The following is a 23,359-nucleotide window of genomic DNA, read 5'->3' as shown; positions in this document are numbered from 1 at the left end:
GTCAGTTGTGAAATAGATGGAAAAAGCGTCAGATTTTGACACTACATCACTATTATGATAAAATATGTTAGATAGTATACATGTAAGGTTGATTATAAACAAAGGAGGGGAAACTACATGAAAGCATATGCAAAGACAGATATAGGCAGCAAGAGATCTATGAATCAGGACTATATGTATTGCAATACTGAACCTGTTGGTAGTTTCCAAAATCTGTTGATCGTGGCAGATGGTATGGGCGGACATAGAGCCGGAGACTATGCATCACGTTTATGTGTAGAGACAATGGTGCAGTCGCTGGAGAAGAGTGCTCATAAGACGCCGGTTTCCTTGTTTGAGGAAGCAGTTACAGCTGCGAACAAAGCAGTCTTTGAGGAGTCTGCGTCACACGTAGAATATGAGGGCATGGGTACCACTGTGGTAGCCTGCACATTAGAGGAAAATACACTGTACATTGCCAACATTGGGGATTCCAGATTGTACTTGATACGAGATGGGATTGAGCAGATCACGGATGATCATTCTTTGGTAGAGGAAATGGTCAAACAGGGTAATATTACGGAGAGTGAGGCAAGGATACATCCGCAGAAAAATATTATTACGAGGGCCCTTGGCATCAATGAAGAAGTCCAGGCTGACTTCTTTGAGATTGATGTGGAGCAAGGGGATGTTATTATGCTCTGCAGTGATGGCTTGTCCAATATGATTGAAGATGAAGACATGGAATACATTGTAAAGAATAGTGATACTCTGCAGACAGCGGCAGAGTCGTTAGTGGCTAGAGCTAATGAGAACGGCGGTAATGATAATATTACCGTTGTATTAGCTGAGGTATAAGCTAAGAGGAGGTAAGGGTAGAAATGATAAGTCCAGGAATGTTATTAAGCGAGAGATATGAGATTATTGACCGCGTGGGATCCGGCGGAATGGCGGATGTATATAAAGCGAGAGATCAGAGATTAAACCGTTTCGTGGCGATCAAGATCTTAAAACCGGAATATAGTAATGATGCAAAGTTTGTCTCCAAATTTCGAGGGGAGGCGCAGTCTGTAGCGGGATTGTCACATCCGAATGTTGTAAATGTGTATGATGTTGGTGAAGATGACGATCTGTATTACATCGTTATGGAGCTTGTGGAGGGTATTACGCTCAAGCGCTTTATTGAAAAGAAAGGTCGTCTCGATGTCAAGGAGGCGATAGGGATCGGTGTGCAGATCGCACAGGGTATGCAGGCTGCACATGATAACAGCATTATTCACCGTGATATTAAACCACAGAATATCATTATTTCCAAAGAGGGCAAAGTAAAAGTTACAGACTTTGGTATCGCTAAGGCAGCAACGTCAAATACAATCACATCTAATGCAATGGGATCTGTGCATTATATCAGTCCGGAGCAGGCAAGAGGTGGTTACAGCGACGAAAAGAGTGATATCTATTCTCTTGGTGTAACAATGTATGAGATGCTGTCAGGCAAAGTACCTTTTGAAGGAGACAGCACGGTGACTGTTGCACTTGCACATATTCAGGAAGAGGCAACACCGTTAGATAAAATTGATCCGGAAATTCCGCACAGCTTATCCAAGATTGTGATGAAGTGTATGCAGAAGAAGCCGGATATGCGTTATATGACAGCTTCTGCATTGATCGCAGATCTGAAGAGAGCGTTAATAGAGCCGGATGGGGATTATGTTGTGATCTCCGATGTTGTCGACGATTCGCCGACGATCATTATGGACAAAAATGAAGTGGATCAGTTGAAAAAGAGTGCTATTTTAGCAGAAAAAGACCGTACAGTTCAGCCGGAAAATGAAGAGGAAGAATCGGACGATGATGCTATTGATCCTAAATTAGAGCGTATTTTGAAAATCTGCAGCGGTGTTGTTGCGGTGATCATTGTGTTAGTTGTTATTTTGCTGATCGGCAAAGTGGCCGGTTGGTGGGGTGGCGGTTCCAACAAGAAACCAACGCCGACTTCGACAGCAGATGCAAGTGCAGATCCACAGTCTTCTGCGGCTGCTTTAGGTAAAGTGGCAGTACCGGATCTCGTGAATCATACACTTGAAGAAGCAGAGAAGATGCTTGACGAGGCAGGATTAAAATATCAGCTTAAGCCGGTAGAGTCTGAGGAGGACGCTAATACCGTGACGGATCAAGAACCGAAATCCGGCGAAGAGGTAGAAGAAGGAACGAGAGTTACTATTTATTACAGTCAGGAATCCAGTGGAATTACGATTCCGGATGTAACAAATAAATCCTTAGAAGACGCAACATCTCAATTAGAGAGCAGCAATTTGACCGTTAAGGGAACCACAGAGAAATATAGTGATATCGTAGCCAAAGGAAAGGTATGTGGTACCGATCCTGTTGTGGGTTCCAGTGTAGCCAAAGGAACAGCAGTTACTTTGATCATCAGTAAGGGACCGGAAAATGATATGGTACGTGTTCCAAATCTCGTGAAGAAATCATTAGAGGTTGCGAGAGAACGATTAGCAGATGTAGGATTGGAAGCTCCAGATGAGCCGACTTATGTATATAGTGATACAGTACAGAAGGGATATGTGGTCAGCCAGTCTAAGAAGTCCGGTACCAAGGTTGAGGTTGGAACGGTGATTGAATTTACCGTCAGCTTAGGATCTAAGCATAAGGCAACTGAGAAACCGGCTGCGACACCGACGACAGAGCCGAAGTACAAATATACAGGTTCTTTGACGATTTCTGCCAATCCGTTTGACTACGAAGATGAAGCTCCGGCATCCATCAAATTAGTCTTAGAGCAGGATGGTAAATCTAAAACTGCCTGGTCAGGAACTTTGAGTTATTCTGATTTCCCGCGTAAGTTTTCGGTTGAGGGATACAGTGATAACAATGGTAAGATTACGTTGTATAAAGATGGCGTAGAAGTAGGTGGCCCATACAATGTAGAGTTTAAGAAGGAAAGGCAGTAATGCAGGGAAAGATCATTCGAGGTGTAGGCGGATTTTATTATGTACACGTTCCAAGCATTGGTCTGTTGGAATGCAAGGCAAAGGGTGCGTTTCGCAACCGAAGGGTCAAACCTTTGGTTGGAGACAATGTAGATGTAACAATACTGGACGAGGCGAATGCGCTGGGGAATATTGAGGAGATACTGCCTAGACATTCGGAGTTGATACGCCCGGCAGTTGCTAATGTCGATCAGGCGATTGTTATTTTTGCAGCATCCTATCCAAAACCAAATATCAATTTGCTGGATCGTTTTCTGCTGATGATGCAGTGGCAGGATGTACCTGTTAGTGTATGCTTTAATAAATTGGACACCGCAGATGATGGTTTTATAGAAGAATACACCAATATTTATAAAGACAGTGGTGCATCGCTCTTTTTTACCAGTACCTACGATGGGAAGGGGCTAGAAGAGCTGCATCAAAGTTTGATTGGGAAGACAACAGTGCTTGCCGGACCATCCGGTGTTGGGAAATCTTCTGTAATGAATGCACTTTTTCCGGAAGCAGATATGGCAATTGGGGAGATTAGTACCAAAATTAAGCGAGGGAAACACACAACGAGACATTCGGAACTGTTTTCGCTGCCGGATCAAACGTATGTGATGGATACACCGGGATTTACTTCGCTTCTTTTGCCGGAATTGGAAAAAGAAGAATTAAGGGAATATTATCAGGAGTTTAGACCATATGCATTGCAATGCCGTTTCCTTGGCTGTGCTCACATCAACGAACCGGATTGTGGGGTCAAGGAGGCATTGGCTCAGGGGAAAATGTCGAGTAGCCGATATGAGAATTATAAACTATTTTATGAAGAACTCAAAAATCGGAAACGCTATTAGATATGATAGGAAGATGCATTCATAGACTCGTCTATGAAAGAATGGAGAAGAAATATGAAACAGTTGGCACCGTCAATCTTGTCGGCAGATTTTATCTGCCTGGGAGAGCAATTGAAACAATTGCAAAAGCTTTGCATACATTACCTCCATATTGATGTGATGGATGGAATGTTTGTACCATCTATTTCTTTTGGTATGCCGGTGATTGCGTCATTGCGGAAACATACAGACATGTTTTTTGACGTGCATCTGATGATAGAGGAACCGATCCGTTATGTCAACGCCTTGCGTCAGGCCGGAGCGGATGGGTTAACTGTGCATGCGGAAGCGTGCGCTGATTTGCCGGGGACGATTGCGGCCATTCGAGAAAGTGGTGCGAAGCCGGCAGTGTGCTTGAGTCCAAAAACACCGTTAAGCAAGTTAGATGGTATTTTGGATCAAGTTGATATGGTGCTTATAATGGGGGTAGAGCCTGGTTTTGGGGGTCAGACTCTGATTTGGGAGACCTTGGAAAAAGTGAAACAGCTGCACAAGATTCGCAAAGAACGCGGATTGTTCTTCAAAATAGAGATTGATGGCGGCGTGACAAAGGAAAATGCACGTGCTGTTGCTGCATGCGGTGTGGATATTGTCGTGGCTGGAACCGCTGTTTTTCGTGGGGATATCGAGGAGAACATTCATGTTTTGCAAGAAGAAATCAACACGGAGGGACAAAATGCTTCTTGAGAATATTCCATTAGGAAGAACATTAGAAATTTATATTGATCGTGAAGGTTATCGTTATCGGTTAGTCAGTAAAGTAGAGGAAGCCAAATTAAATCAGGTATGTGTTAGTTTGATCGCATCCAATGGAAGAGCTTTTCAGTTTCATGCGGAGGATGATATATGCATTGTATATCGCGATGCAGACAGACTGTGGGAATGGACAAAAGTGAAGGCAGGCATTGCGAAGTTGGACGGAGAGCCGGTGCATATATTTCAGATTAACGATAAGGGTCATTCATACAATCGACGCAATGCATATCGCGTCCAGATCGGCGAAGAAACATTAATTGGCTACTATGATGTGCCGGGAGCACCTCGCAGATTATCAGAACCACCAAGCCCTGCAGATGAAGAAGAAAATGCAGATGTTATCGAGGAGATAGAACCAGAGATCGTGCGTGGTGTGATCAAAGATGTCAGTGAAAGCGGAGTGGGGTTATACTCTGACTTTGAGTTTCAATTGGAGGATGGCATGTTTTTCGACATTCCATCACCTTATGGTATGCTGCATTGCAGAGCAGAGGTCGTGCGTCGTGACGAGCTACGTGCCACCAATCATAAATTTAACTTTTATTATGGATGTGAGATGACGATGACAGATCGTAAGTTAATGAAATACATCTATGATATACAGAGAGATATTTTGAAGAAAACCAGAGGGCAGTAGTATACTGCCCTTTTTTGGGGATAGCGATCTTATAAGATGTAACGGGATAAGATGTATGCAGTGCCGTTTTTAGGACAGCAACTACTTTCTGTAAGAGAAGAGAGGGGATAAGTATAATGCTTGGTAAAACAATATTATTTAGCGGCGGAAAGTATGATATTGCATTTATAAAACAATATTTGGCCGACAAGTCTTTTGATACGGTAGCATGTGCAGATTCCGGTTTGGAAGCGGCACACACAGTAGGAGTTAACGTGGATTATATTATGGGAGATTTTGACAGTGTATCGCAAGAGACACTGGCAGAGTATCGGTCTGCGGATAAGGCAGCAAAGTTTGTGCAGTATCCTAAGGCAAAAGACTATACGGACACGCAGATGGTATTGGAATGGATATTGTCGGAAGGGGCATCTGAAATCACTATTCTGGGTGCTACCGGGGGACGATTGGATCATTTTCTATCCAATCTAAATATTTTGATGAAACCACTTAAGCAGGGAATCCCGGCGTATATTGTAGATTCGCATAATCGGTTATACTTGATTGACGGAGAGACAACCTTACACAGAGAGCAGGTATTTGGCCAATATATATCCTTGCAGCCGCTTTCCGAAAAAGTGTATCCGGTGACTTTGACCGGATTTCAATATGGACTGAAAGATTATACGCTTACATATGGTGATGGACGCGCGATCAGCAATGAGTTTGCGCCAGAAGCGCAGACGGCAACGATCTCGTTTACACATGGGGAATTGATCGTGATCGAATCTAGGGATTAGAGCGCAATCAGATAGGGGTTGCTTGCATTATGTTGTGTGCTATAATGATCGCAGTAGTTGTAAACTTGATGCAGATGACTTAGATAACAGAAATGAGGGGCTGTATGAATCGAAAGGTAGAGTTATCGGAAGAAAATTATGACTTGTTAGATGAAGTGATACACCAATTGTGTGAGCAGGGACGTTTGTTGGAGGAGCAGAATGCGATGCAGCATGGAAGTACATCGGTCTATGAGCATAGTGTTAACGTTGCCTATAAGAGCCTTCTGTTGGTGGAGAATTATCGTCTGCCAGTTGATAAACAATCATTAGTGCGAGGGGCCTTGCTGCACGATTATTTTTTATATGACTGGCATGAAAAGGATGGCGGACATCGGCTGCATGGATTTCGACATCCGGCGTTCGCCCTTTATAATGCAAGCAAAGATTTTTCGCTGAATAGGAAAGAGAGAAATATTATTGCGAGACATATGTTCCCGTTGACGGTGTTGCCGCCACGATGTCTAGAGGCGTGGGTTGTCTGCTTTGTGGATAAATACTGTGCGTTTTCCGAGACTATGGGGGATGGCAGAATACAATGGGAGCGATAGGGCAAGATAGAATACTGTGGGAGTGATAGGACAAGATAAATACAGTGGGAACGATAGGACGAGATAGGATACAGCGGGAGCGATAGGACGAGATACAATACAGTGAAAACGATAGGACGAGAGAGTGAAGGGAAGAACGATAGAAAATAACGGAGGCTGGTGACAGAATGAAAGAGAACAATTTAATAAATAAGACTGCGTACTTTCATTTGCCCGGATTGTTTGAATTTTATGAATTATATCGTCTGTTTTTAGCGCTGTTTTATGAACACAGGGAGTATTTTTATAACTGGTGTGAGATCGGCTCTATTTATGGCGCACCCGCCGATTGCCTTTGGGGTGGAGGAAGAACTACCTTCGGTGCGGAAAATCCGGAAGAAGTGCTAGCATTATTGCGTCGATATGGAATATCAGGCCGTTTAACTTTTAGTAATTCTCTGCTTCAAAAAAAACACCTGTCGGATACAAAATGTAATGCCCTTTGTGCATTATTTGCTGAAAATAAAGGTGTGCAAAATGGTATTATCATTCATTCAGATTTGTTGTTAGAATATTTACAAGAAAACTATCCGGAGCTTTATTTTGTATCTTCAACGACAAAGGTATTGACGGATTTTGAGCAATTTGTGAGCGAAGTAAAGCGGGATGATTTTCGCTATGTCGTGCCGGATTTTCGTTTCAATAAACAGTTTGATAAGTTACAGACATTATCCAAATCAGAGAAAGATAAAGTGGAATTTTTGTGCAACGAGTGCTGCTCGTTTGCCTGCAAAGATAGGAAGCGTTGTTATGAAGCGGTCAGCCGCAAAAATTTAGGAGAAAGCGGCTGCGGGCATCGCTGCACAGCCAATGATCTGGAAGAAGGGTACCGTTTTTCGAAAGCGATGAAAAATCCGGGCTTTATTGGTGTTACTGATATACAAGAAAAGTATTTGCCGATGGGATTTACCAATTTTAAGATTGAGGGACGGGGACTCGGCAGTGCATTGATCTTAGAATTTTTGCTTTATTACCTGACAAAGCCGGAATATCAGCTAGTGGTTCGTGAAAAGATTTATTTGGACAATATGCTGGATTTATTTTAAATGTAACCATAATGCGGGAAGAGACATTATTATATTGCTAGGAATGCAGCGTAAAATTGAATGTCAGAAAGTTTATACCGTTAGGACTGTAGCGTAGGATCAAGTGGGAAGAAAGTTTGACAATTTGGTTAGTATATGCTAACTTGAGTAAGGCGTAAATGATGAATGCCAGACAGGCATACATCAAAATATGGAACGAGTCTTTGCAAGTGGTATAGGAGAAATTGTGATGAAAAAGCTGTTTTTTGAAATTGAACGAGATGGTTTCTATGGAACTTATTATGAAAATCCCACAGGATCTGATTGTACGGTCATTGGTTTATTTGGAGATGATCCAAATGATTACATGGCAAAGTGTGGGGCAAAATGGTTACATAAAAATGGAGTGAATGCTTTGTGCGTATCTCCCGGTAAGAAAAATTATAGTCATGTCAATAACCCGTTAGAAAGAATCGAGACAGCGATCAAATGGCTGCAGGCTAACGGCAATCGTAAAGTTGGCATTATGGGAATGAGCACGGCGGGGATGGATTCGCTGGTCGCAGCTTCTTATTTCCCGGATATTACCTTGACTTTTGCGCTTACAGCCAGTGATTTTGTATGGCAGGGATTTGAGCAGGGAAATAAAGATGGCTGCAAAGAATGGAAGATTCCAGAGACATCTACCCTTTCGTGGAAAGGAGAGCCGTTGCCTTACATGCCGTTTGTGTATGAACATCCGGTGTACTGGCAGAAGATTGAAGAGGAAACAAAAGGCTCCGGTGATATCGAGCGAAGCACTTGTTTGTTTATTGACTCCGAGAAGGCAAGAGAGCATACGGAAGAGGAAATGATCAAAGTCGAGAATATTAAAGGAAAACTTTTTCTTGTGGGTGCGGAGGATGATTCTTTCTGGGAAGCAGGAAAATATATCCGCCGCATGGACCAACGATTAAAAGAGCGACCTCATACTTGTGAATATGTACCGCTTGTGTATGAGCACGGGACTCATTTTGTATTGCCGGAATCCATGCTCCGTATGGCATTGCCTGTAGGACTAAAATTTGTGCTGCGGTTTATTTTTAGAGCAGCCAAAGAATATCCGAAGGAGTGTGAGGCAACGAGAAAAGATATTGACAAAAAGCTTTCTGCGGCATTAAAAGAATGGCGGGCAGAGTAGTTTTTTAGAAGCTTGACAGAGACGTGTAGCATATATTTTATTGAATTATAGGTGATAAGGTGAATACTATGAAAGGTTGTTTTTTTGATGTATTCATTATAAAATAATTATAAGGAATTGATGTTTGAGGGGAGCAATCGCCATTTTGATCAAACTTTATGTATGGGATTAAGCATTACAGATGAGGATATTGATTCTCTCTGTCAATCTATGAAGGAACAGGCGGTCAAAAATGCAAATAATGAAGTTCAGAAAGAATCTGTGAAAGAGGTGGGAAGACAGCAGCTGCGTTCTTGGGGAATTCTTATAGAGCGTGATGGCAAAGATTATCCAACAAATGCCTATGCGATTTTAACAGGGGCAGGTGCATTTCATACTGCAACACAGTGTGGTGTGTTTAAGGGGTCGACGAAAGAGGTTTTTGTGGATCGACGGGAGTATGATGGCCCAATTTGGGAACAAATAGAGCAGGCTTTTCAATATGTTCTTCGAAATATTCATTTGGGAGCGAATATTGTCGGAATATATCGACAAGATGTTTATGAAATTCCGCCAGATGCTATTCGTGAGTTGATTATTAATGCGGCTGTGCATCGAAGTTATCTGGATCATGGGAATATTCAGATCGCAATCTACGATGATCGGTTAGAAATTACTTCTCCAGGCAAGCTTCCAATGGGGCAGACTTTGGAGCGAATGAAGGAGGGATATTCACAAATTTTATCGAAATAATAGTAACAGTCCAGATAATAGTAGTTATCCCGATTGTGTGAGAGATCAGTTGGTGCTATACAATGAAATATCAGAGGAATGCCGGAGAACCGCCGGAGAACCGCCGGAGAATTGCCGAGAGGTGAGCAGGAACAAAAGATTTACCGATACGTTTTGGAAAATGCATATATCACAAGGGCACAAGTTATGACACTTCTTGATTTGAAACAACGTCGGGCTAGAGAGATTTTGTTCAATATGATAGAGGATGGTTGGTTAAGAAAGGAGGGTGCTTCAAGAAGTACGATTTACGTGCTTAATACAACAGAAAAGTAACTTTAGTATTAACATAAAGGTAAGGGCAGTCGATTCAGCAATTATGTAAAATGAAAAAAGAGAGTTGACCATAGAAAAAAGCTATGGTCAACTCTCTTTTTTTTGTATTTTGCAAAGATTCCTATGCTGCCTATAATAGCTTTGTATATGTGATGCAATGAAAGGAGAACAAGATGAGTAATTTGAAAACACCTTTTAGATACGATTATGTCGGAAGCTTTTTGAGACCTGCAAAGTTAAAGAAAGCAAGGGCAGATTATGAGGCTGGAACAATCAGTGCAGAACAGTTGAAGAGCGTAGAAGATGAGTGCATTATACAACTTGTCAACAAAATAAAAGAGCTTGGATATCATGTGATCACAGATGGAGAGTTCAGAAGAGCAACATGGCATTTGGATTTTATGTGGGGATTTCAAGGGATCGAACATAAAAAAACAGTAGATGGAAATACCACGTTTGATGCGGAAGCTGCCATGATTGACGATACCTATATAGTTGGAAAAATTTCCGTAAAGAATCACCCATTTGTTGAACATTTTAAATTTGTAAAGGCACTGGAAGATGAAAATACCGTTGCCAAACAGACAATACCATCTCCGGGACAGTTTTATGCTTATTTTACCGGAACACAGCTTTTGGAAGACACTTTGAAAATATACGGCACAGAGGAAGCATTTGCTGAGGATGTCATTAAGGCTTACGGTGAGTTTATCAAGGAACTTTATGAGGCTGGCTGCCGAAATCTGCAGTTTGATGACTGCGTATGGGGTGGCATGGTAAACCCAGAATTAGCGGTTGAACTTACGGGCAGAAAAGGAGAGGCGTTAGAGAAATATAAGAGAATCATCCTAAAACTTAATAATGATGTTGTGGCAGAAGCACCACAGGATCTTACAATTAATACACATGTGTGTCGTGGTAATTATCACTCAACATTTTTCAGTTCAGGTGCATATGATGGTGTGGCAGATCTGTTGTTTGGGGAAGAAAATGTCAATGCCTATTACCTCGAATTTGATGATGAGAGATCTGGTGGATTTGAGCCGCTTGCAAAAATATCAGGGGACAAAAAAGTGGTTTTGGGACTCATTACCACCAAGAAACCTGATCTGGAAAATAAAAAAGCAATTGTAGAGAGAATTAAGCAGGCTGCGCAATACGTTCCATTGGATCGTTTATATCTTAGTCCACAGTGCGGATTTGCATCATGTGAGATTGGAAACAAACTCACAGAGGAAGAACAGTGGGCAAAGCTTAAGCTGGTAAAAGAAATTGCAGAAGAAGTTTGGAAATAGCAAAAGGGGGCTGTGATATCGTATCACAGCCCTCTTATTGGGATGTGGCTTCTGTGACCGGGGAAAATGCTTCTGCGTTTTTGCCGAGCAACTGGTCACGCTTAAAATTTTCCCGCAAGAGCAGGAGCTGGATCAGGACCAGTGTAATATGAAAAAGAATCGTTGTAGAAGGATAATGGTTCATTTGGTATAATTTTGATGCAGTCATCAAGAAGTTGTTCTTTGTAAATCAGTATGTAGATATGATACTGAAAGGACAACAACATTTATAATGGGGGAAATAGAGATGAAAATTGACAGAATACTTGGAATTATTATTTATCTTTTTAATCATGATAAGGTTTCAGCGAAAACTCTAGCTGAAAAATATGATGTATCGGTTCGGACGATTCAGCGTGATATGGTGAATATTGCGTCTTGTGGCATACCTATTTATTCGGATAATGGAAAAATGGTGGTTATTCTATTTTATCAACATATAAACTGAAAAATACAAATATTAAAAATGATGAACAACAGATGATTATTAAGGCACTGGAAACTTTATCCACTTCCTATACGAATCATACATTGGATTCAATCATTGAAAAATACAATTCCATTATCGGAAAAGAAGGTGGACAAAGAATTTTTTGGGATTTTGGTGTTACAAAAGAGAATCAACAGGTTCAAAATGTTAATAAAACATTGGAACAAGCGATAACAGAGAAGAAATATATTTCTTTTCACTATAGAAATGCCAGTGGAAAAGAATCTGATCTGACAGTAGAACCTTTAGCAATACATTATAAATGGTATGCATGGTATCTTTTTGCGTATCGTGATGAAAAGGAGCAATATTATACTTTTAAGGTTGCACGAATGAAAGATGTTGAAATATTAAATAAAAAATCCATGACAGATCATGGAGATATCGAAGAGCGTATGAAAGAAAGTGAACAAAATTATTACAAAACTTGTATAAATATTGAAGTACACTTTGAAGAGCAAGAAAGTGGTTTAATACAAGAATATTTTCCGGATTGTCAAATAGAGAAAATGATGAATGGAGTGTGTAGAACTTTTATTGGTGTACCAGCAAAGGAACGATTATGGAAAGCACTTTTATTAAGTTTTGGAGACCGTGTAAAAGTAGTAGCACCAGAGGAATATAAAAGGGAATTGATTGATACGGCAAGAAATTTTTTATCTAATTACGACAGCTAGTTGTCGTAATTAAATGCTATAATTGGTGCAAAGGCAAGTGAACATAGTGACTGCCCAATACTGATGTATGCGTCTGATAACCGGTTGATCACTATGATAACGAAGTCGTAGAAGATCAAAGGGGAAATTACTTATGAAAAGAACAAAAAATAAGATGTATTATTTTATGATTTTTTTTATTAGCCAGATGGTGTCAGAATTAGGAACTTCCATGACTGGATTTGCAACTGTTATTTGGATGTATTCTAATAGTGGACAGGTGATGTCGGCGTCTTTACTGGCAATATGCAGTACAGTGCCATATCTCGTTGTAAGTCTTTTCGGTGGAGCGGTTGCTGATAAAATGGATAAGAAAAAAATCATGCTTATTTGCGATTCGATTGCAGCAACAGGTTCTGTCATTCTCTTGAGTTGTTATATTTTGGGATGTTTACAGTTATGGGTATTGTGTCTGGTAAATGTGATCAATGGATTTATGAATGCATTTCAAAATCCCGCTTCTCAAGTTACGGTAACCTTATTGGTGGATCAAAAAGATTATGCAAGAATTGGTGGGATTCAATCAACAATGGGCGCATTAGTTGGTATATTTCAGCCAGTTCTGGCAACCACCATTCTTAATACATTGGGCTTGCAATGGATTTTAATAATTGATTTGAGCACCTTCCTAGTTGCTTTTTTAGTATTACTATTTGTTGTGGAGATACCTGATGAAATTTCTTCGGGTAAACAGACATCGATTTCAGAAATATGGGATGGGTTGAAAGAAGGCATTAATTTTATAGCTGGTAATCGATCAATTTTGATGCTTTTAGTGATGTATTGCATTTTGGAATTTACAGGCGCAATTTCCTTTGATGGTATGTGCACACCACTTCTTTTAGCGAGAACAAACAATAATGAAACGATCGTGGGAATTGTTTCGTCGTTTATGGCAATAGGTTGTATCGTGGCAAGCGTCCTATTGTCTATCTTAAAGCAGCCTCATAAAAAATTGCCAGTCATGTATTTTGGCAGTTATCTATGTTTGCTTGGAATTACATTGTTTGGAATGGGAAGAAATCTCGTGTGGTGGTGTATCGTGGTATTTATTGGATGTTTTGGAAGCCCAATATATCATACATATCAGACAATTATTATAAGAGAGAAAGTTGATACAACGATGCAAGGTCGTGTTTTTTCTTTGCAAGGCATGATTACACAGGCATTAACACCATTAGGATTTTTAATGGGAGGTATGCTGGCTGATTATATTTTTGAACCATTTATGAAAAAGATGTCTTTGCATAAAAATATGATCACCTTTCTTGTTGGACGGCAGAGTGGTTCCGGAATAGGTTTAATATTTGTTATTGCAGGAGTAACAGGGACTGTCGCATTAACGATTATGAAGTGCAATCCTGCCATAAAACAGTTGGATCAATTGTAGACATGACGGTCATACACAGTTTACAGATGCAACAAAATAATATATTGACAACTGGATTCCCGGAAGGTTACTTTGTGAAAGAGATTTCTTTGATGCAGTGTTGCAGTTTATTAGTATTATGAAAAAACTTTGAGTATAAATGGTATATCAGACATGTAGATAGTCATAATAGTATTCAACTTGACAGGGCATACTTTGTCGGGGAAAATTTTGAGCAAATCTTAAACAAATCTTAAACAAAAATCACATTGAATCTTAAACAATAGTTATTTAAACTAAATCTATAAGTTATTACAATAAAATTTTTGGGGGAGGAATTTTATGAAGCTATTTTGGAGATTTATTAGAACAGATATAAAAAAGTCGAAAAGAAATTTTGCATTGTTTGGTTGCACGATTTTTTTAGGGGTTATTGCAATTGTAATCTCCCTGTTATTAACGAGGACAGGAAAGCTGCTATATGCAGATACACTTTTATCAGATTATGGCAATTATGATGTTGCTTTCTGTCAAGTGAGTGATAAATTAAAGGATGTTATTGAAAAAGACAATCGTTTTTCGGAGTTGGGGTATGTTTTTGATCAGGGAAAGTATCGCTTTTTGGAAACCGGAAATAGTATTGAAGTTGGTGCGGTTAAGGATCAAAAAACAGAGGATATGTATTATGTTAATCCGGTGAAAGGAAGGTATCCGAATAAAAAAGGGGAAATATGCATAGATCGTATCACGTTAAAATCGAATGGTTTGGCGGAAAAGTTAGGACAAAAGATTCAATTGACATGCGATGATACGTCAGAAAATGTAACATATACATTGGTTGGAATTATAGAGGTTCAAAAACATGATACAGGTGAAACATATGATACAAGGTTTTATCCGGAAGAAATGTTTTCAACCAGTAATATGAACAATGTAAATTTCCCATATGCATATATTTATCCGGAAGAAGTAAAGAATCCAAAAGGAATACATATTTTGGCGGATGTAGTAAAAAAGGAAAATTCTGCCAATGTAGTACAGTCCTATTTAGATGATTCTGATTTATTATCAGACTTACATATTACTACTGACAGGTCTTTTGGCAGAGAATGGACAATAGCGAATATACTGGGAGCAGATACGAATGGAGATAGTTTGGCAAATGTTGTTTCAAGCAGTATGGAAAATGGAAATATATCAGTCGATGGATATACAAAGTATCTTATGCCGGTATTATTGCTGTTAATTTTTACACTGGTTTTGGTGGGGATATTTGACTCGATTCGTATGGATATCCGTAGAAAGTATGATTACTATGGGACTCTGCTTCGGCTGGGAATGAATAGCAAAAAGATTGCACTGTTTTATAGTATGGAAATGTTGATTGTATTGGCAGTGACCATATTAGCAGGAATTTTTTGTGGAAAATGGGGATATGAATTTCTTATCAGCCTCGCAAATGATTTATTAAATATACATTTACTATCTGTGGTTGATTTTGATTCATTTTATATTCCGTATATTAACAAGGTGACATGGAACCCATATACCACTGCTGCTTTTGTTGTTGGTGTTAGTGTTGTCGTTGCTACAATCATCAACCTTGTGCAGTTAATTCGTATGAAACCAATACAATATGAAATGAAGAAAGTCACAAAGAAGAAAAGAAAATTTGAGTGTAAAAATCTCTATTATCTTTTAAATCATTACATGGGAATTGACAAAATCAGGTATCGTATACTGCCTAATATTATAATATGCCTTGTGCTTGTTTCGGCAGTGTTTGGATATCAATTTTTTCAATGTAAGATTGCTGACGATACAGGCAACTATGATGCTCAATTGAAAGAGGCAAGAATAAAGGGGTTTGATTACTATATGAAACAGTCACCAGTAGATGTGTATTCCGGTTATTTACAATATATGCATAATAGCGGAGTAACTACGGAGATGTTTCAAGAGTTAAAATCAAACGAGAATGTTAAAAGTGCAAAGGGGGCAATTGTAGATTATTCTACCGCTCTTGTGGTTAATAAGACGGATATGTTGTCAAATAAGCTGATGCAACAGTCAGAAGTTTCAGAAGCAATAAGTGATTCTGTGAATGATCAGATTGATGCGCTGGCAAGTGTTGAGTATTTGAAGTATCTGGGTGTAGATCTGAAAAAGAAGCAGGTGTTTCATACGCCAACCATCGGACTCTCCACTGAGGAAGTGATGTCTTTTGCAAAAAATAATCTTATTGCGGGAGAGATAGACAGAAAGAAGATAGAAACAGGAGAGGAAGTTCTATTGATGGTCACGGATCAGGATCTGGCAAGTTACTTTAAGGTGGGGGACAAGTTACCATTGGTAGACTTTATAAGAGATAAGACGTTAGATGAGAGCACAGAATGCATGTTAGGACAGATTCCAAAAGGATACGAGAATCAAAAAAGCAGTTATAAGGTTACCGTGCAAAATGTGACAAAAGAATTTTTGTGCTTTGAAAAAATGATTCCATTGGATGCAAGGATAGGTGGAATTGTACTGGTTGATGCTGATTTGGATTCGTTTTATTTTGAGGACGATAATGGCGTGAACACTGTTAATGTTCTAACATCAACAGATGCATTTACAAAATGGAAACTTCCTAATAAAAATTATACCAGAGTAGGAGTTACACTGAAAAAATACAACGATACTGCATTAAAATCCTTTGATAAGACATGGTCAAAATATGTCAGCGAGGCTAAGTATATGGCGCAAATAGATGTGTTTAGTATACTTCGGGAAAAACAGATGATCAGCAAAAGAGTGATGGCTATTTTTTACCTGTTGCTTGCTGTGTTAATTTTGTTAAGCATTCTCAGTGCGGGCAATACGATATCCATGAATATTTTTTCCATGAAAAAAGAAAGAATGTTATTAAATGATTTGGGAATGACAAAAAGGAAAATACGACTTCTTCTTTGGATGAGATTTGGAAAAATAGGTCTTTTTGGAGGATGCATCAGTATACTGCCTGTGTGGGGGTATTCCAGAATTGCAGCATATGCAAACGACTTAATGCGGAATGCGTATGAGAATGATACATATGATGCACTCATACTTAGCAAGCCGTGGGTGGAAGCCATTCCAAAGTATGATTTATGGAATGGTAATCTTCTACAGACAGTATTGGTAAGTGTAGCAGTTTCATTACTTATTATTGGTACAATTGTTATTATCTGCACATGCGGACAAAAGGAAGGGAGGAATAAATGCGAATGAGTGCTATGATTAAGATTGAAAATGTAAGTAAGGTTTATGGAAAAGGCAAAAAGAATCAGGTGCAGGCATTAAAGTCGATTGCTTTAGAACTTGAACAGGGACATAATTACGCTATTATTGGGAAAAGCGGTTCCGGAAAGTCGACTTTGATGAATATGATCGGGTTACTTGATCTGCCAACAGAGGGGAAGATCTTCTTTAAGGGATCTGATATTAGCCATTATAATGCGGGGCAACAGGCGAAATATCGCAATATGGAGGTCGGGTTTGTATATCAGGATTTTAGACTGATTGACGAACTCACGGCGAAGGAAAATATTTTGCTTCCACGATTAATTGCAAAGAAAAAAATAGATATGGAATATTATCACTCCCTTATTTCCATGTTAGGATTGGAAGAAAGAGAGAAGCATTTGCCAACAGAGCTTTCAGGTGGGCAAAAACAGCGTGTCGCAATCGCAAGAGCATTGATCAATGATCCGGATCTGATACTTGCAGATGAGCCAACCGGTAATGTTGATCAGGAAACTGCCGGAGAGATTATGGATATTTTTGTCCAGATGCATCAATTGAAAAAAACAGTTGTGATCGTAACGCATGATATGGATGTTGCAATGAAATGTGAAAATGTTATTAAACTATCGGATGGAATGATTTGTGAGTCATGACCAGTGATAATGGAAGCACCAGAGACGCAGGGGAAAGATTACCAGTAAATAACTAACTGGCTTTCATCTGCGTCTTTTCTGTAGTGATAATAAATACAAAAAGAAAATAACACTTTACATTATCAAAAATGAGAATATAATCAAAATAGAGAATAAAAGGAGAAGAAACTTAATAAAAACAGAAATTGCGGATGTTTTTATGAATCCTGTTCGTCAGAGAATTATTCAATAAAGTGTATTAAGGCAGGTTACATTAGTTTCATCACCTGTTGATGAAACACAAATCATAAATGAGCCAGACGCTGAGACGCAGAGCTGATCCGAAAAGAAAAATGGATTGGTTCCGCGTTTTGTTTATGATATTTGAAAGAAAAATATATGTTGAGAGTTAGTGAAAGGAGAACATAAAAATGTTTAAGGTTGCAATATTACAAAAACGAGCCCTTAATGCACAAATAGAAAAGAATATGGAAAGCATTATTATGGCAATGAAAGAGGCATCGGAAAATCATGCAGATATTCTTTTGCTGCCGGAATGCTTTGTTACCGGGTATGATCTGCCTATGTCGTATGAGAAAAGCATTGCAGATGATGATAAAAGCATTGCAAAAATATGCGAGAAAGCGAAAAAATATAAAATAGGTGTAGTACTCACGGCATTTACAAAAGGTAATAAGCAACCGCAGAACTCAGCCTTTGTTATCAATAAATCAGGCAATATATTAATGAAATACTCAAAGGTACATACCTGTGATTTTGCCGATGAAAGAAATGTTGAATCAGGGAAGGAATTTAAGGTGTGCGATTTTGAGGGAATACAATTGGGCGTTATGATTTGCTATGACAGAGAGTATCCGGAAAGTGCAAGAATACTGATGTTAAAAGGTGCAGAAATCATTCTTGTACCAAATGATTGTGGTTCTATGCAGCCAAGAATCCGAGCACTTTCTACAAGAGCATATGAAAATATGGTTGCAGTTGCTATGGCAAATCCGAATGGAGATAATGCTGGATGTTCCTGTGCATTTAGCCCGATTTGCTGGGACAGAAATGGAGAGTGTGTTGATAATACAGTATTGCTGGCTGACGATAAAACAGAGGGGATTTTTTATGCGGAGTTTGATATGGAAGCGATTAGAGATTATAGGAGGCGGGAAATGTTAGGAAATACATTTCGTAAGGTAGAAGCATACAGTCAGTTGTTAAGTAAAGAAATTAAGGAACCCTTTATAAGACCTGGTCAGAATGAGCTGTTAAAACAATCAAACTTTTTAAATTGATTTCGAGAGAAGAAAGGAATTGACAGGGAGGAAGGGGAAGATGTTTGAAAAAGCAATTCGTTTATTAAGAACAGCAGGCATATTGCTGGTGATAGCCGGCTGCATATTTGGTCTTATAGATCAATGAATTTACGCTGCATTAGTGTGGGTAGGTGCTTTTGGGTGTTGCATTGCAGCTTTTAACTTTAAGGATCAAAAGGGAAAAGAGGAGGGTTAAAACATGGAATTAGTAAGCGATTACATGCGTGAGGATACCATGCGCCACGCACTGAATGAATTGACAAGAAAAACATTCTTCTTCGATTTTGAAGACTGGGTGACAGGTGGATATTTTGAGGGAGATTATATTCCCTATTCCTTTATTGAGGATGGAAAAATAATTGCAAATGTATCCGCAAATCGGATGACTTTTCTTCAGAATGGTGTAGAGAGAAATTACATACAGATCGGAACGGTCATGACCGATGAGGCATATCGCAGACAGGGCTTGGCAAGAAAACTGATCGAGCATGTGGTGAAACAGTACAAGGATAGTTGTGACGGATTTTATCTGTTTGCCAATCTGGATGCGTTAGACTTTTATGATAAGTGTGGCTTTTCAAGGGAAACGGAGTATCAGTATAAGGTCAAAGAGGAGTTTTGCAGGAACAGGTCTAAGGGAGAGTGGTTTGTCCCGGTAAATACTGCAGATGTGCAGATGAAGCAAAAATATATGGACATGATCCGGCACAGTGCAGCAAATTCTTCTATGGAGCAGATCAACAAATTTGGTTTGCAGATGTTTTATACTGCAGATATGGAAAATGTATATTATGCAAAGGATATGGACTGTTTTATCGTAGCAGAGACAGAGGGGGATACACTATTTTTACAGAGTATCATCTGTGAAAATCAAGTGGCACTTTCGGATGTTTTGCAGAGAGTGAGAGGGGAATATCATAAATGTCAGCTTGGTTTCGTGCCGGATCTGAAGGACATGGATATGTGCGAGGCAGAGAAATATGATGGATCCGACGATTACAGGCTGTTTTATTTCGGGGAGCAGCTAAAAAGTATCGAGAAGGAAAAACTTTATTTTCCGAAACTTTCACATGCATAAAGACGGATGCATTTTGGTATCCATTTTATGCATGTTAGTTGTCTGTATATAGACAATGAAATCAAATCACGATAGAGTAATTACAGTGGCAAATTGCCAAATAATATATGGAGAGGTAGCTGGTATGGAAGAACGAAGTGGAGTCCTGGTACAGACATTGTGAATATTGCAAAATTGGAAGGTGCATATGTTAAATATTTGCTGGCAATCTGTGCGGTTATATTTGTAACTATTGTGAAGAGCAATGGTGTTAATTGCAGTTGCTGCTATTTTTACAATGCTTTGTGAGCGTACCGCAGGTAAATGTTAATACACGGAGCAATTACCAGGCAATTGAACATGTAACCGCAGCAGCGCAGGAAAATAGTGCGGGGGCAAAGGCTATAGAAGATATGGTTGTGAGAATAAGGACATTAGCTATGGAGCCGGAAAGGAAAAACGATGAGAGTAACGGAAGAACTTGTGAAGTGGTATCTCGAGAAAGAAGAGGCAGATAAGATAAACCGGAGGATTGCAGAACGCAGAAAGAAAAAAGCGAATGGATAAAAGGAGCGTATTTGCAGATAGGAAAGGGGGAAGACGCAATGGATGACATGGTTAAAAAGGAACAATAGTTAAGAACATTGTTCTTGCGCAACAAGTAAATTTAAAATGTTACTCTACGGGGGAGCGTAGAAGATTATATAAAGAAAGCGGAGAAAAATATGGTGAATTTAGTCAAAGAAGCACAGGAAAGTAAAAAGAAAATTGTCCTATCAGCAATGGTGGCAGGACTTACAATTATAGCGGCAGTTCCATTATTTATATTGTCGGGGATGCTGGAGATAGAGAACTGGATTAGAGTACTTCTTATAGGGATAGGTTTTGTTGTGTTGGTTGGAGGAATTGCAATTGCCTGTGTCCTTGATATAAAAGCAGGAGCCTATGAGTGTCCTGAATGTAATAATAGATTTGTTCCAAATATGAAGTCATATATTATGGGACCTCATACAATTACAAAGCGAAAATTAGTATGTCCACATTGTGGAGCACATAAATATTGTAAGAAGGTTCTTACAAAGTAAAACTGAAATTTTATCTATGCAAAGAGTTCAATAATTCTTTGTTATATAGGAAACGCTATGGAGAAAACGATGAAAAACAAAAACCAACTGATTGGCTGTTGCGGACTTGATTGCGAAAAGTGTGATGCCAGGATCGCAACAATTACAGACGACAATGCCCTGCGTGAGCAAACCGCCACTCTGTGGAGCAAGCTCAACGGGGTAACGATCACACCGGAAATGATCAACTGCGTCGGATGTCGCATAGAGGGTGTAAAAACACCGTTCTGCGACAAACTCTGTCCTATACATAATTGTGTTCGGAAAAATGGACTGGATACCTGTGCTGATTGTTCGCAGATGGAAGGATTGCGGCAGGAATTAATTCCTTTTGCAGAGAAATATGTGGAGAATACCTACTATAGTTTCAATGAAAATGAATTTGTCGCATTTGAACAAAGAGGAAAAGGAACTATAGATTTAGCGTTGGAGAGACCATATCTGTTTCGTTTTCTTTATACGGGTGAGAGAAGTCAGCTTTTAAGCAATGGTTTCGAGCTGCAGCAGGATCTTTCAGATGGACCCAATATGTATGAGAAGATAGCAGATATGTTGGAAATTACGATAGAGCAGGCAATGGATTTTGCCATGACGATGATGGTATATACACAGGGAATGGGAACCTTGATTGCTTCGGGAATCGTTCAGGATACAAAAGAAAATATGTATTGTATGCTTCACAATACGGGGATGACATATTTAAAAGGCTTGGGTGTCGGGGAGGATATTTTACAAGCTTTATCGGGAGGTGATGAGTCAGATGCAGACAGTAGTAACGGATAAATGGATCTTATGTCCGGTATGCAGAGCAAAGACCAGGACACAGATATTGGACGATACGGAATTAAAACGTTTTCCACTGTTTTGTCCAAAATGTAAGGAGAGTGGTATTATCAGTGGAAACATTATGTTGGTTATATTTGCAACTATATTTGCCCCATGTCATATTCGGATCAGTTATATGAATGCCGTTTATAAGGGTGATAATTAAATTTAGAGGAGGAAAGCAGAATGGATGCAATTACGAAAAATTGGATTTCCGAGGAGCAGATACAGCAAATGACAGATCAGGCATTAGGCCATCCGGTTGCAATAAAAAACATTAAGAGATTATCCGGGGGATTTTGTAGTGCCGTATATCTGGTAGAAACGGCTGAAGAAAAAATGGTACTTAAGCTTGCATCCGGAACAGGAGTAAAGGTTATGCGCAATGAAGTGAAATATATTCCAACGGAAGCGGAAATGTTGAAATTATTTCAGGAATGGCTGGATATTCCGATGCCGAAATTACTCTTTTATGATGACAGTGGAGAAATATGTGATGTTCCGTATTTCTTTATGAGTTATCTGGATGGAGTGCCGTTGTGTGATGATCAGACGATTACGGATGCTCAAAGAGCAGATGTAAAGAAGGAAATGGGAGAGATCACACGAAAGATATGTTCCTTAAAGGCAGATATCTTTGGAATTCCCAATATACCGGAAAGTTATTGCAAGAAAAACAGTGATTTTATAAATCTATTGTTTGACTGGCTGTTGTGTGATGCCGAAGAAAAGGGAATTGCTATTCCCGGAATTACATCGGCTGACCTTAAGAAACTGATTCGGAAGTATGGAAAAGAATTGGATGAAGTAACTGTCCCGGTTTATGTACATACCGATACATGGGATGGTAATCTTTTGATAAAAAACGGCAAGCTGACAGGACTTATTGATTATGCAGCGGTGTTATGGGCAGATCCATTATTAAGCCATGATTTTCACGACTTTGGAGATGTTCCTAATCCATATTTTCTGCAAGGCTATGGCAAAATAGAATTTACCAAAAATGAGAAAATTCGTATTCAGATCTATCGTATCTGGCAGCGCTTGGGAATGGTGGTGGAGTGCGGATATCGTGAATACGAAGATCCACATATGTATGACTGGGTGTTGGATGATTTTGCAAGAGAAGTGGGGAAGCTGGAAACGGCTGTGATGGATCACAATTGATAAGAGCAAAAGAAAGCACAGGCACAGGAGGATTAGAAGATGAAATGTTCAAAATGTGGTAAAGAAATGAGAAAAGGATATTTCTTTAGCAGTAAGGACGGAGCTTTCAGCTTTGCAAATGAAGTACCGGGCGTTTTC

22 protein-coding genes are annotated in these 23,359 nt (G+C 39.4%); all 22 read left to right on the top strand.

Annotation, left to right across the window (positions count from 1 at the left end):
- The first annotated feature begins 117 nt into the window (after nt 1-117).
- The 22 genes from DW981_RS08900 to DW981_RS08800 all read left to right on the top strand — a co-directional run bounded on the left by DW981_RS08900 (nt 118) and on the right by DW981_RS08800 (nt 23,221).
- Nucleotides 118-837 (top strand): Stp1/IreP family PP2C-type Ser/Thr phosphatase, encoded by a 720-nt coding sequence (locus DW981_RS08900; RefSeq protein ID WP_022024713.1) that lies wholly within the window; start codon nt 118-120, stop codon nt 835-837.
- A 23-nt stretch (nt 838-860) separates the two neighbouring features.
- Complete coding sequence (gene pknB, locus DW981_RS08895) at nt 861-2,948, top strand: Stk1 family PASTA domain-containing Ser/Thr kinase (RefSeq protein ID WP_118507466.1); 2,088 nt, start codon at nt 861-863, stop codon at nt 2,946-2,948.
- Entirely contained in the window at nt 2,948-3,826 is an 879-nt protein-coding gene (gene rsgA, locus DW981_RS08890; protein ID WP_118507465.1) for a ribosome small subunit-dependent GTPase A, read from the top strand. The genes pknB and rsgA overlap by 1 nt, the downstream gene beginning before the upstream one ends.
- A 54-nt stretch (nt 3,827-3,880) precedes the next feature.
- Nucleotides 3,881-4,552: a ribulose-phosphate 3-epimerase gene (gene rpe, locus DW981_RS08885; protein ID WP_182434206.1), complete on the top strand. Its 672-nt coding sequence runs from the start codon at nt 3,881-3,883 to the stop codon at nt 4,550-4,552.
- Complete coding sequence (locus tag DW981_RS08880) at nt 4,542-5,258, top strand: PilZ domain-containing protein (RefSeq protein ID WP_182434205.1); 717 nt, start codon at nt 4,542-4,544, stop codon at nt 5,256-5,258. The genes rpe and DW981_RS08880 overlap by 11 nt, the downstream gene beginning before the upstream one ends.
- Nucleotides 5,259-5,374: 116 nt before the next feature.
- Entirely contained in the window at nt 5,375-6,037 is a 663-nt protein-coding gene (locus DW981_RS08875) for a thiamine diphosphokinase (protein WP_118507462.1), read from the top strand.
- Nucleotides 6,038-6,141: 104 nt separating this feature from the next.
- Nucleotides 6,142-6,627 carry an HD domain-containing protein gene (locus DW981_RS08870; protein WP_118507461.1) on the top strand — a complete coding sequence of 162 codons (486 nt, stop codon included), beginning with the start codon at nt 6,142-6,144 and terminating at the stop codon, nt 6,625-6,627.
- 167 nt (nt 6,628-6,794) lie between these two features.
- Entirely contained in the window at nt 6,795-7,712 is a 918-nt protein-coding gene (locus DW981_RS08865) for a hypothetical protein (protein ID WP_118507460.1), read from the top strand.
- 229 nt (nt 7,713-7,941) lie between these two features.
- Nucleotides 7,942-8,871, top strand: coding sequence for an acyl-CoA thioester hydrolase/BAAT C-terminal domain-containing protein (locus DW981_RS08860; protein WP_182434204.1), 930 nt, complete (start codon nt 7,942-7,944; stop codon nt 8,869-8,871).
- Between the two features lie 162 nt (nt 8,872-9,033).
- Nucleotides 9,034-9,603: an ATP-binding protein gene (locus DW981_RS16175; protein ID WP_347474548.1), complete on the top strand. Its 570-nt coding sequence runs from the start codon at nt 9,034-9,036 to the stop codon at nt 9,601-9,603.
- 488 nt (nt 9,604-10,091) lie between these two features.
- Nucleotides 10,092-11,213, top strand: coding sequence for a 5-methyltetrahydropteroyltriglutamate--homocysteine S-methyltransferase (locus DW981_RS08850; RefSeq protein ID WP_022024817.1), 1,122 nt, complete (start codon nt 10,092-10,094; stop codon nt 11,211-11,213).
- A gap of 286 nt (nt 11,214-11,499) precedes the next feature.
- Nucleotides 11,500-11,700, top strand: coding sequence for an HTH domain-containing protein (locus DW981_RS15370; RefSeq protein ID WP_207663995.1), 201 nt, complete (start codon nt 11,500-11,502; stop codon nt 11,698-11,700).
- Nucleotides 11,701-11,732: 32 nt separating this feature from the next.
- Complete coding sequence (locus DW981_RS08845) at nt 11,733-12,419, top strand: WYL domain-containing protein (RefSeq protein WP_207663994.1); 687 nt, start codon at nt 11,733-11,735, stop codon at nt 12,417-12,419.
- 154 nt (nt 12,420-12,573) lie between these two features.
- Nucleotides 12,574-13,848, top strand: a complete 1,275-nt coding sequence (locus tag DW981_RS08840; RefSeq protein WP_182434203.1) for an MFS transporter — start codon at nt 12,574-12,576, stop codon at nt 13,846-13,848.
- Between the two features lie 321 nt (nt 13,849-14,169).
- The gene (locus DW981_RS08835; protein ID WP_118507458.1) at nt 14,170-17,079 is read left to right on the top strand and encodes an FtsX-like permease family protein; all 2,910 of its coding nucleotides are present in this window, start codon (nt 14,170-14,172) and stop codon (nt 17,077-17,079) included.
- A complete protein-coding gene (locus tag DW981_RS08830) occupies nt 17,076-17,747 on the top strand; it encodes an ABC transporter ATP-binding protein (protein WP_182434202.1) in 672 nt (223 codons plus the stop codon). Before DW981_RS08835 ends, DW981_RS08830 begins: the two co-directional genes overlap by 4 nt.
- Before the next feature lie 410 nt (nt 17,748-18,157).
- Entirely contained in the window at nt 18,158-19,027 is an 870-nt protein-coding gene (locus DW981_RS08825) for a carbon-nitrogen hydrolase family protein (protein ID WP_118507456.1), read from the top strand.
- Nucleotides 19,028-19,247: 220 nt separating this feature from the next.
- Nucleotides 19,248-20,126: a GNAT family N-acetyltransferase gene (locus DW981_RS08820; protein WP_118507455.1), complete on the top strand. Its 879-nt coding sequence runs from the start codon at nt 19,248-19,250 to the stop codon at nt 20,124-20,126.
- Between the two features lie 704 nt (nt 20,127-20,830).
- Entirely contained in the window at nt 20,831-21,190 is a 360-nt protein-coding gene (locus DW981_RS08815; RefSeq protein WP_022024825.1) for a hypothetical protein, read from the top strand.
- Nucleotides 21,191-21,259: 69 nt separating this feature from the next.
- Nucleotides 21,260-22,012: a DUF3795 domain-containing protein gene (locus DW981_RS08810; RefSeq protein ID WP_118507454.1), complete on the top strand. Its 753-nt coding sequence runs from the start codon at nt 21,260-21,262 to the stop codon at nt 22,010-22,012.
- Nucleotides 21,990-22,220 (top strand): cysteine-rich KTR domain-containing protein, encoded by a 231-nt coding sequence (locus DW981_RS08805; protein ID WP_118507453.1) that lies wholly within the window; start codon nt 21,990-21,992, stop codon nt 22,218-22,220. The genes DW981_RS08810 and DW981_RS08805 overlap by 23 nt, the downstream gene beginning before the upstream one ends.
- 20 nt (nt 22,221-22,240) lie before the next feature.
- Nucleotides 22,241-23,221, top strand: coding sequence for an aminoglycoside phosphotransferase family protein (locus DW981_RS08800; protein ID WP_118507452.1), 981 nt, complete (start codon nt 22,241-22,243; stop codon nt 23,219-23,221).
- Nucleotides 23,222-23,359 lie beyond the last annotated feature (138 nt).

The organism is Clostridium sp. AM49-4BH (genome assembly GCF_003478335.1).
In the GTDB taxonomy this organism is placed as follows: Bacteria; Bacillota; Clostridia; order Lachnospirales; family Lachnospiraceae; genus Butyribacter.
The sequence above is the reverse complement of the archived record's forward strand: the minus strand, read 5'-3'. Positions and strand labels throughout refer to the sequence as shown.

Coding starts and splice junctions, on each gene's coding strand:
- DW981_RS08850 (WP_022024817.1), top strand. CDS start 10,092: ATGAGTAATTTGAAAACACCTTTTAGATACGATTATGTCGGAAGCTTT.
- DW981_RS08875 (WP_118507462.1), top strand. CDS start 5,375: ATGCTTGGTAAAACAATATTATTTAGCGGCGGAAAGTATGATATTGCA.
- pknB (WP_118507466.1), top strand. CDS start 861: ATGATAAGTCCAGGAATGTTATTAAGCGAGAGATATGAGATTATTGAC.
- DW981_RS08805 (WP_118507453.1), top strand. CDS start 21,990: ATGCAGACAGTAGTAACGGATAAATGGATCTTATGTCCGGTATGCAGA.
- DW981_RS15370 (WP_207663995.1), top strand. CDS start 11,500: ATGAAAATTGACAGAATACTTGGAATTATTATTTATCTTTTTAATCAT.
- DW981_RS08825 (WP_118507456.1), top strand. CDS start 18,158: ATGTTTAAGGTTGCAATATTACAAAAACGAGCCCTTAATGCACAAATA.
- DW981_RS08865 (WP_118507460.1), top strand. CDS start 6,795: ATGAAAGAGAACAATTTAATAAATAAGACTGCGTACTTTCATTTGCCC.
- DW981_RS08820 (WP_118507455.1), top strand. CDS start 19,248: ATGGAATTAGTAAGCGATTACATGCGTGAGGATACCATGCGCCACGCA.
- DW981_RS08880 (WP_182434205.1), top strand. CDS start 4,542: ATGCTTCTTGAGAATATTCCATTAGGAAGAACATTAGAAATTTATATT.
- DW981_RS08830 (WP_182434202.1), top strand. CDS start 17,076: ATGAGTGCTATGATTAAGATTGAAAATGTAAGTAAGGTTTATGGAAAA.
- DW981_RS08840 (WP_182434203.1), top strand. CDS start 12,574: ATGTATTATTTTATGATTTTTTTTATTAGCCAGATGGTGTCAGAATTA.
- DW981_RS08860 (WP_182434204.1), top strand. CDS start 7,942: ATGAAAAAGCTGTTTTTTGAAATTGAACGAGATGGTTTCTATGGAACT.
- DW981_RS08900 (WP_022024713.1), top strand. CDS start 118: ATGAAAGCATATGCAAAGACAGATATAGGCAGCAAGAGATCTATGAAT.
- DW981_RS08835 (WP_118507458.1), top strand. CDS start 14,170: ATGAAGCTATTTTGGAGATTTATTAGAACAGATATAAAAAAGTCGAAA.
- DW981_RS08810 (WP_118507454.1), top strand. CDS start 21,260: ATGAAAAACAAAAACCAACTGATTGGCTGTTGCGGACTTGATTGCGAA.
- rsgA (WP_118507465.1), top strand. CDS start 2,948: ATGCAGGGAAAGATCATTCGAGGTGTAGGCGGATTTTATTATGTACAC.
- DW981_RS08815 (WP_022024825.1), top strand. CDS start 20,831: ATGGTGAATTTAGTCAAAGAAGCACAGGAAAGTAAAAAGAAAATTGTC.
- DW981_RS08845 (WP_207663994.1), top strand. CDS start 11,733: ATGATTATTAAGGCACTGGAAACTTTATCCACTTCCTATACGAATCAT.
- rpe (WP_182434206.1), top strand. CDS start 3,881: ATGAAACAGTTGGCACCGTCAATCTTGTCGGCAGATTTTATCTGCCTG.
- DW981_RS16175 (WP_347474548.1), top strand. CDS start 9,034: ATGGGATTAAGCATTACAGATGAGGATATTGATTCTCTCTGTCAATCT.
- DW981_RS08800 (WP_118507452.1), top strand. CDS start 22,241: ATGGATGCAATTACGAAAAATTGGATTTCCGAGGAGCAGATACAGCAA.
- DW981_RS08870 (WP_118507461.1), top strand. CDS start 6,142: ATGAATCGAAAGGTAGAGTTATCGGAAGAAAATTATGACTTGTTAGAT.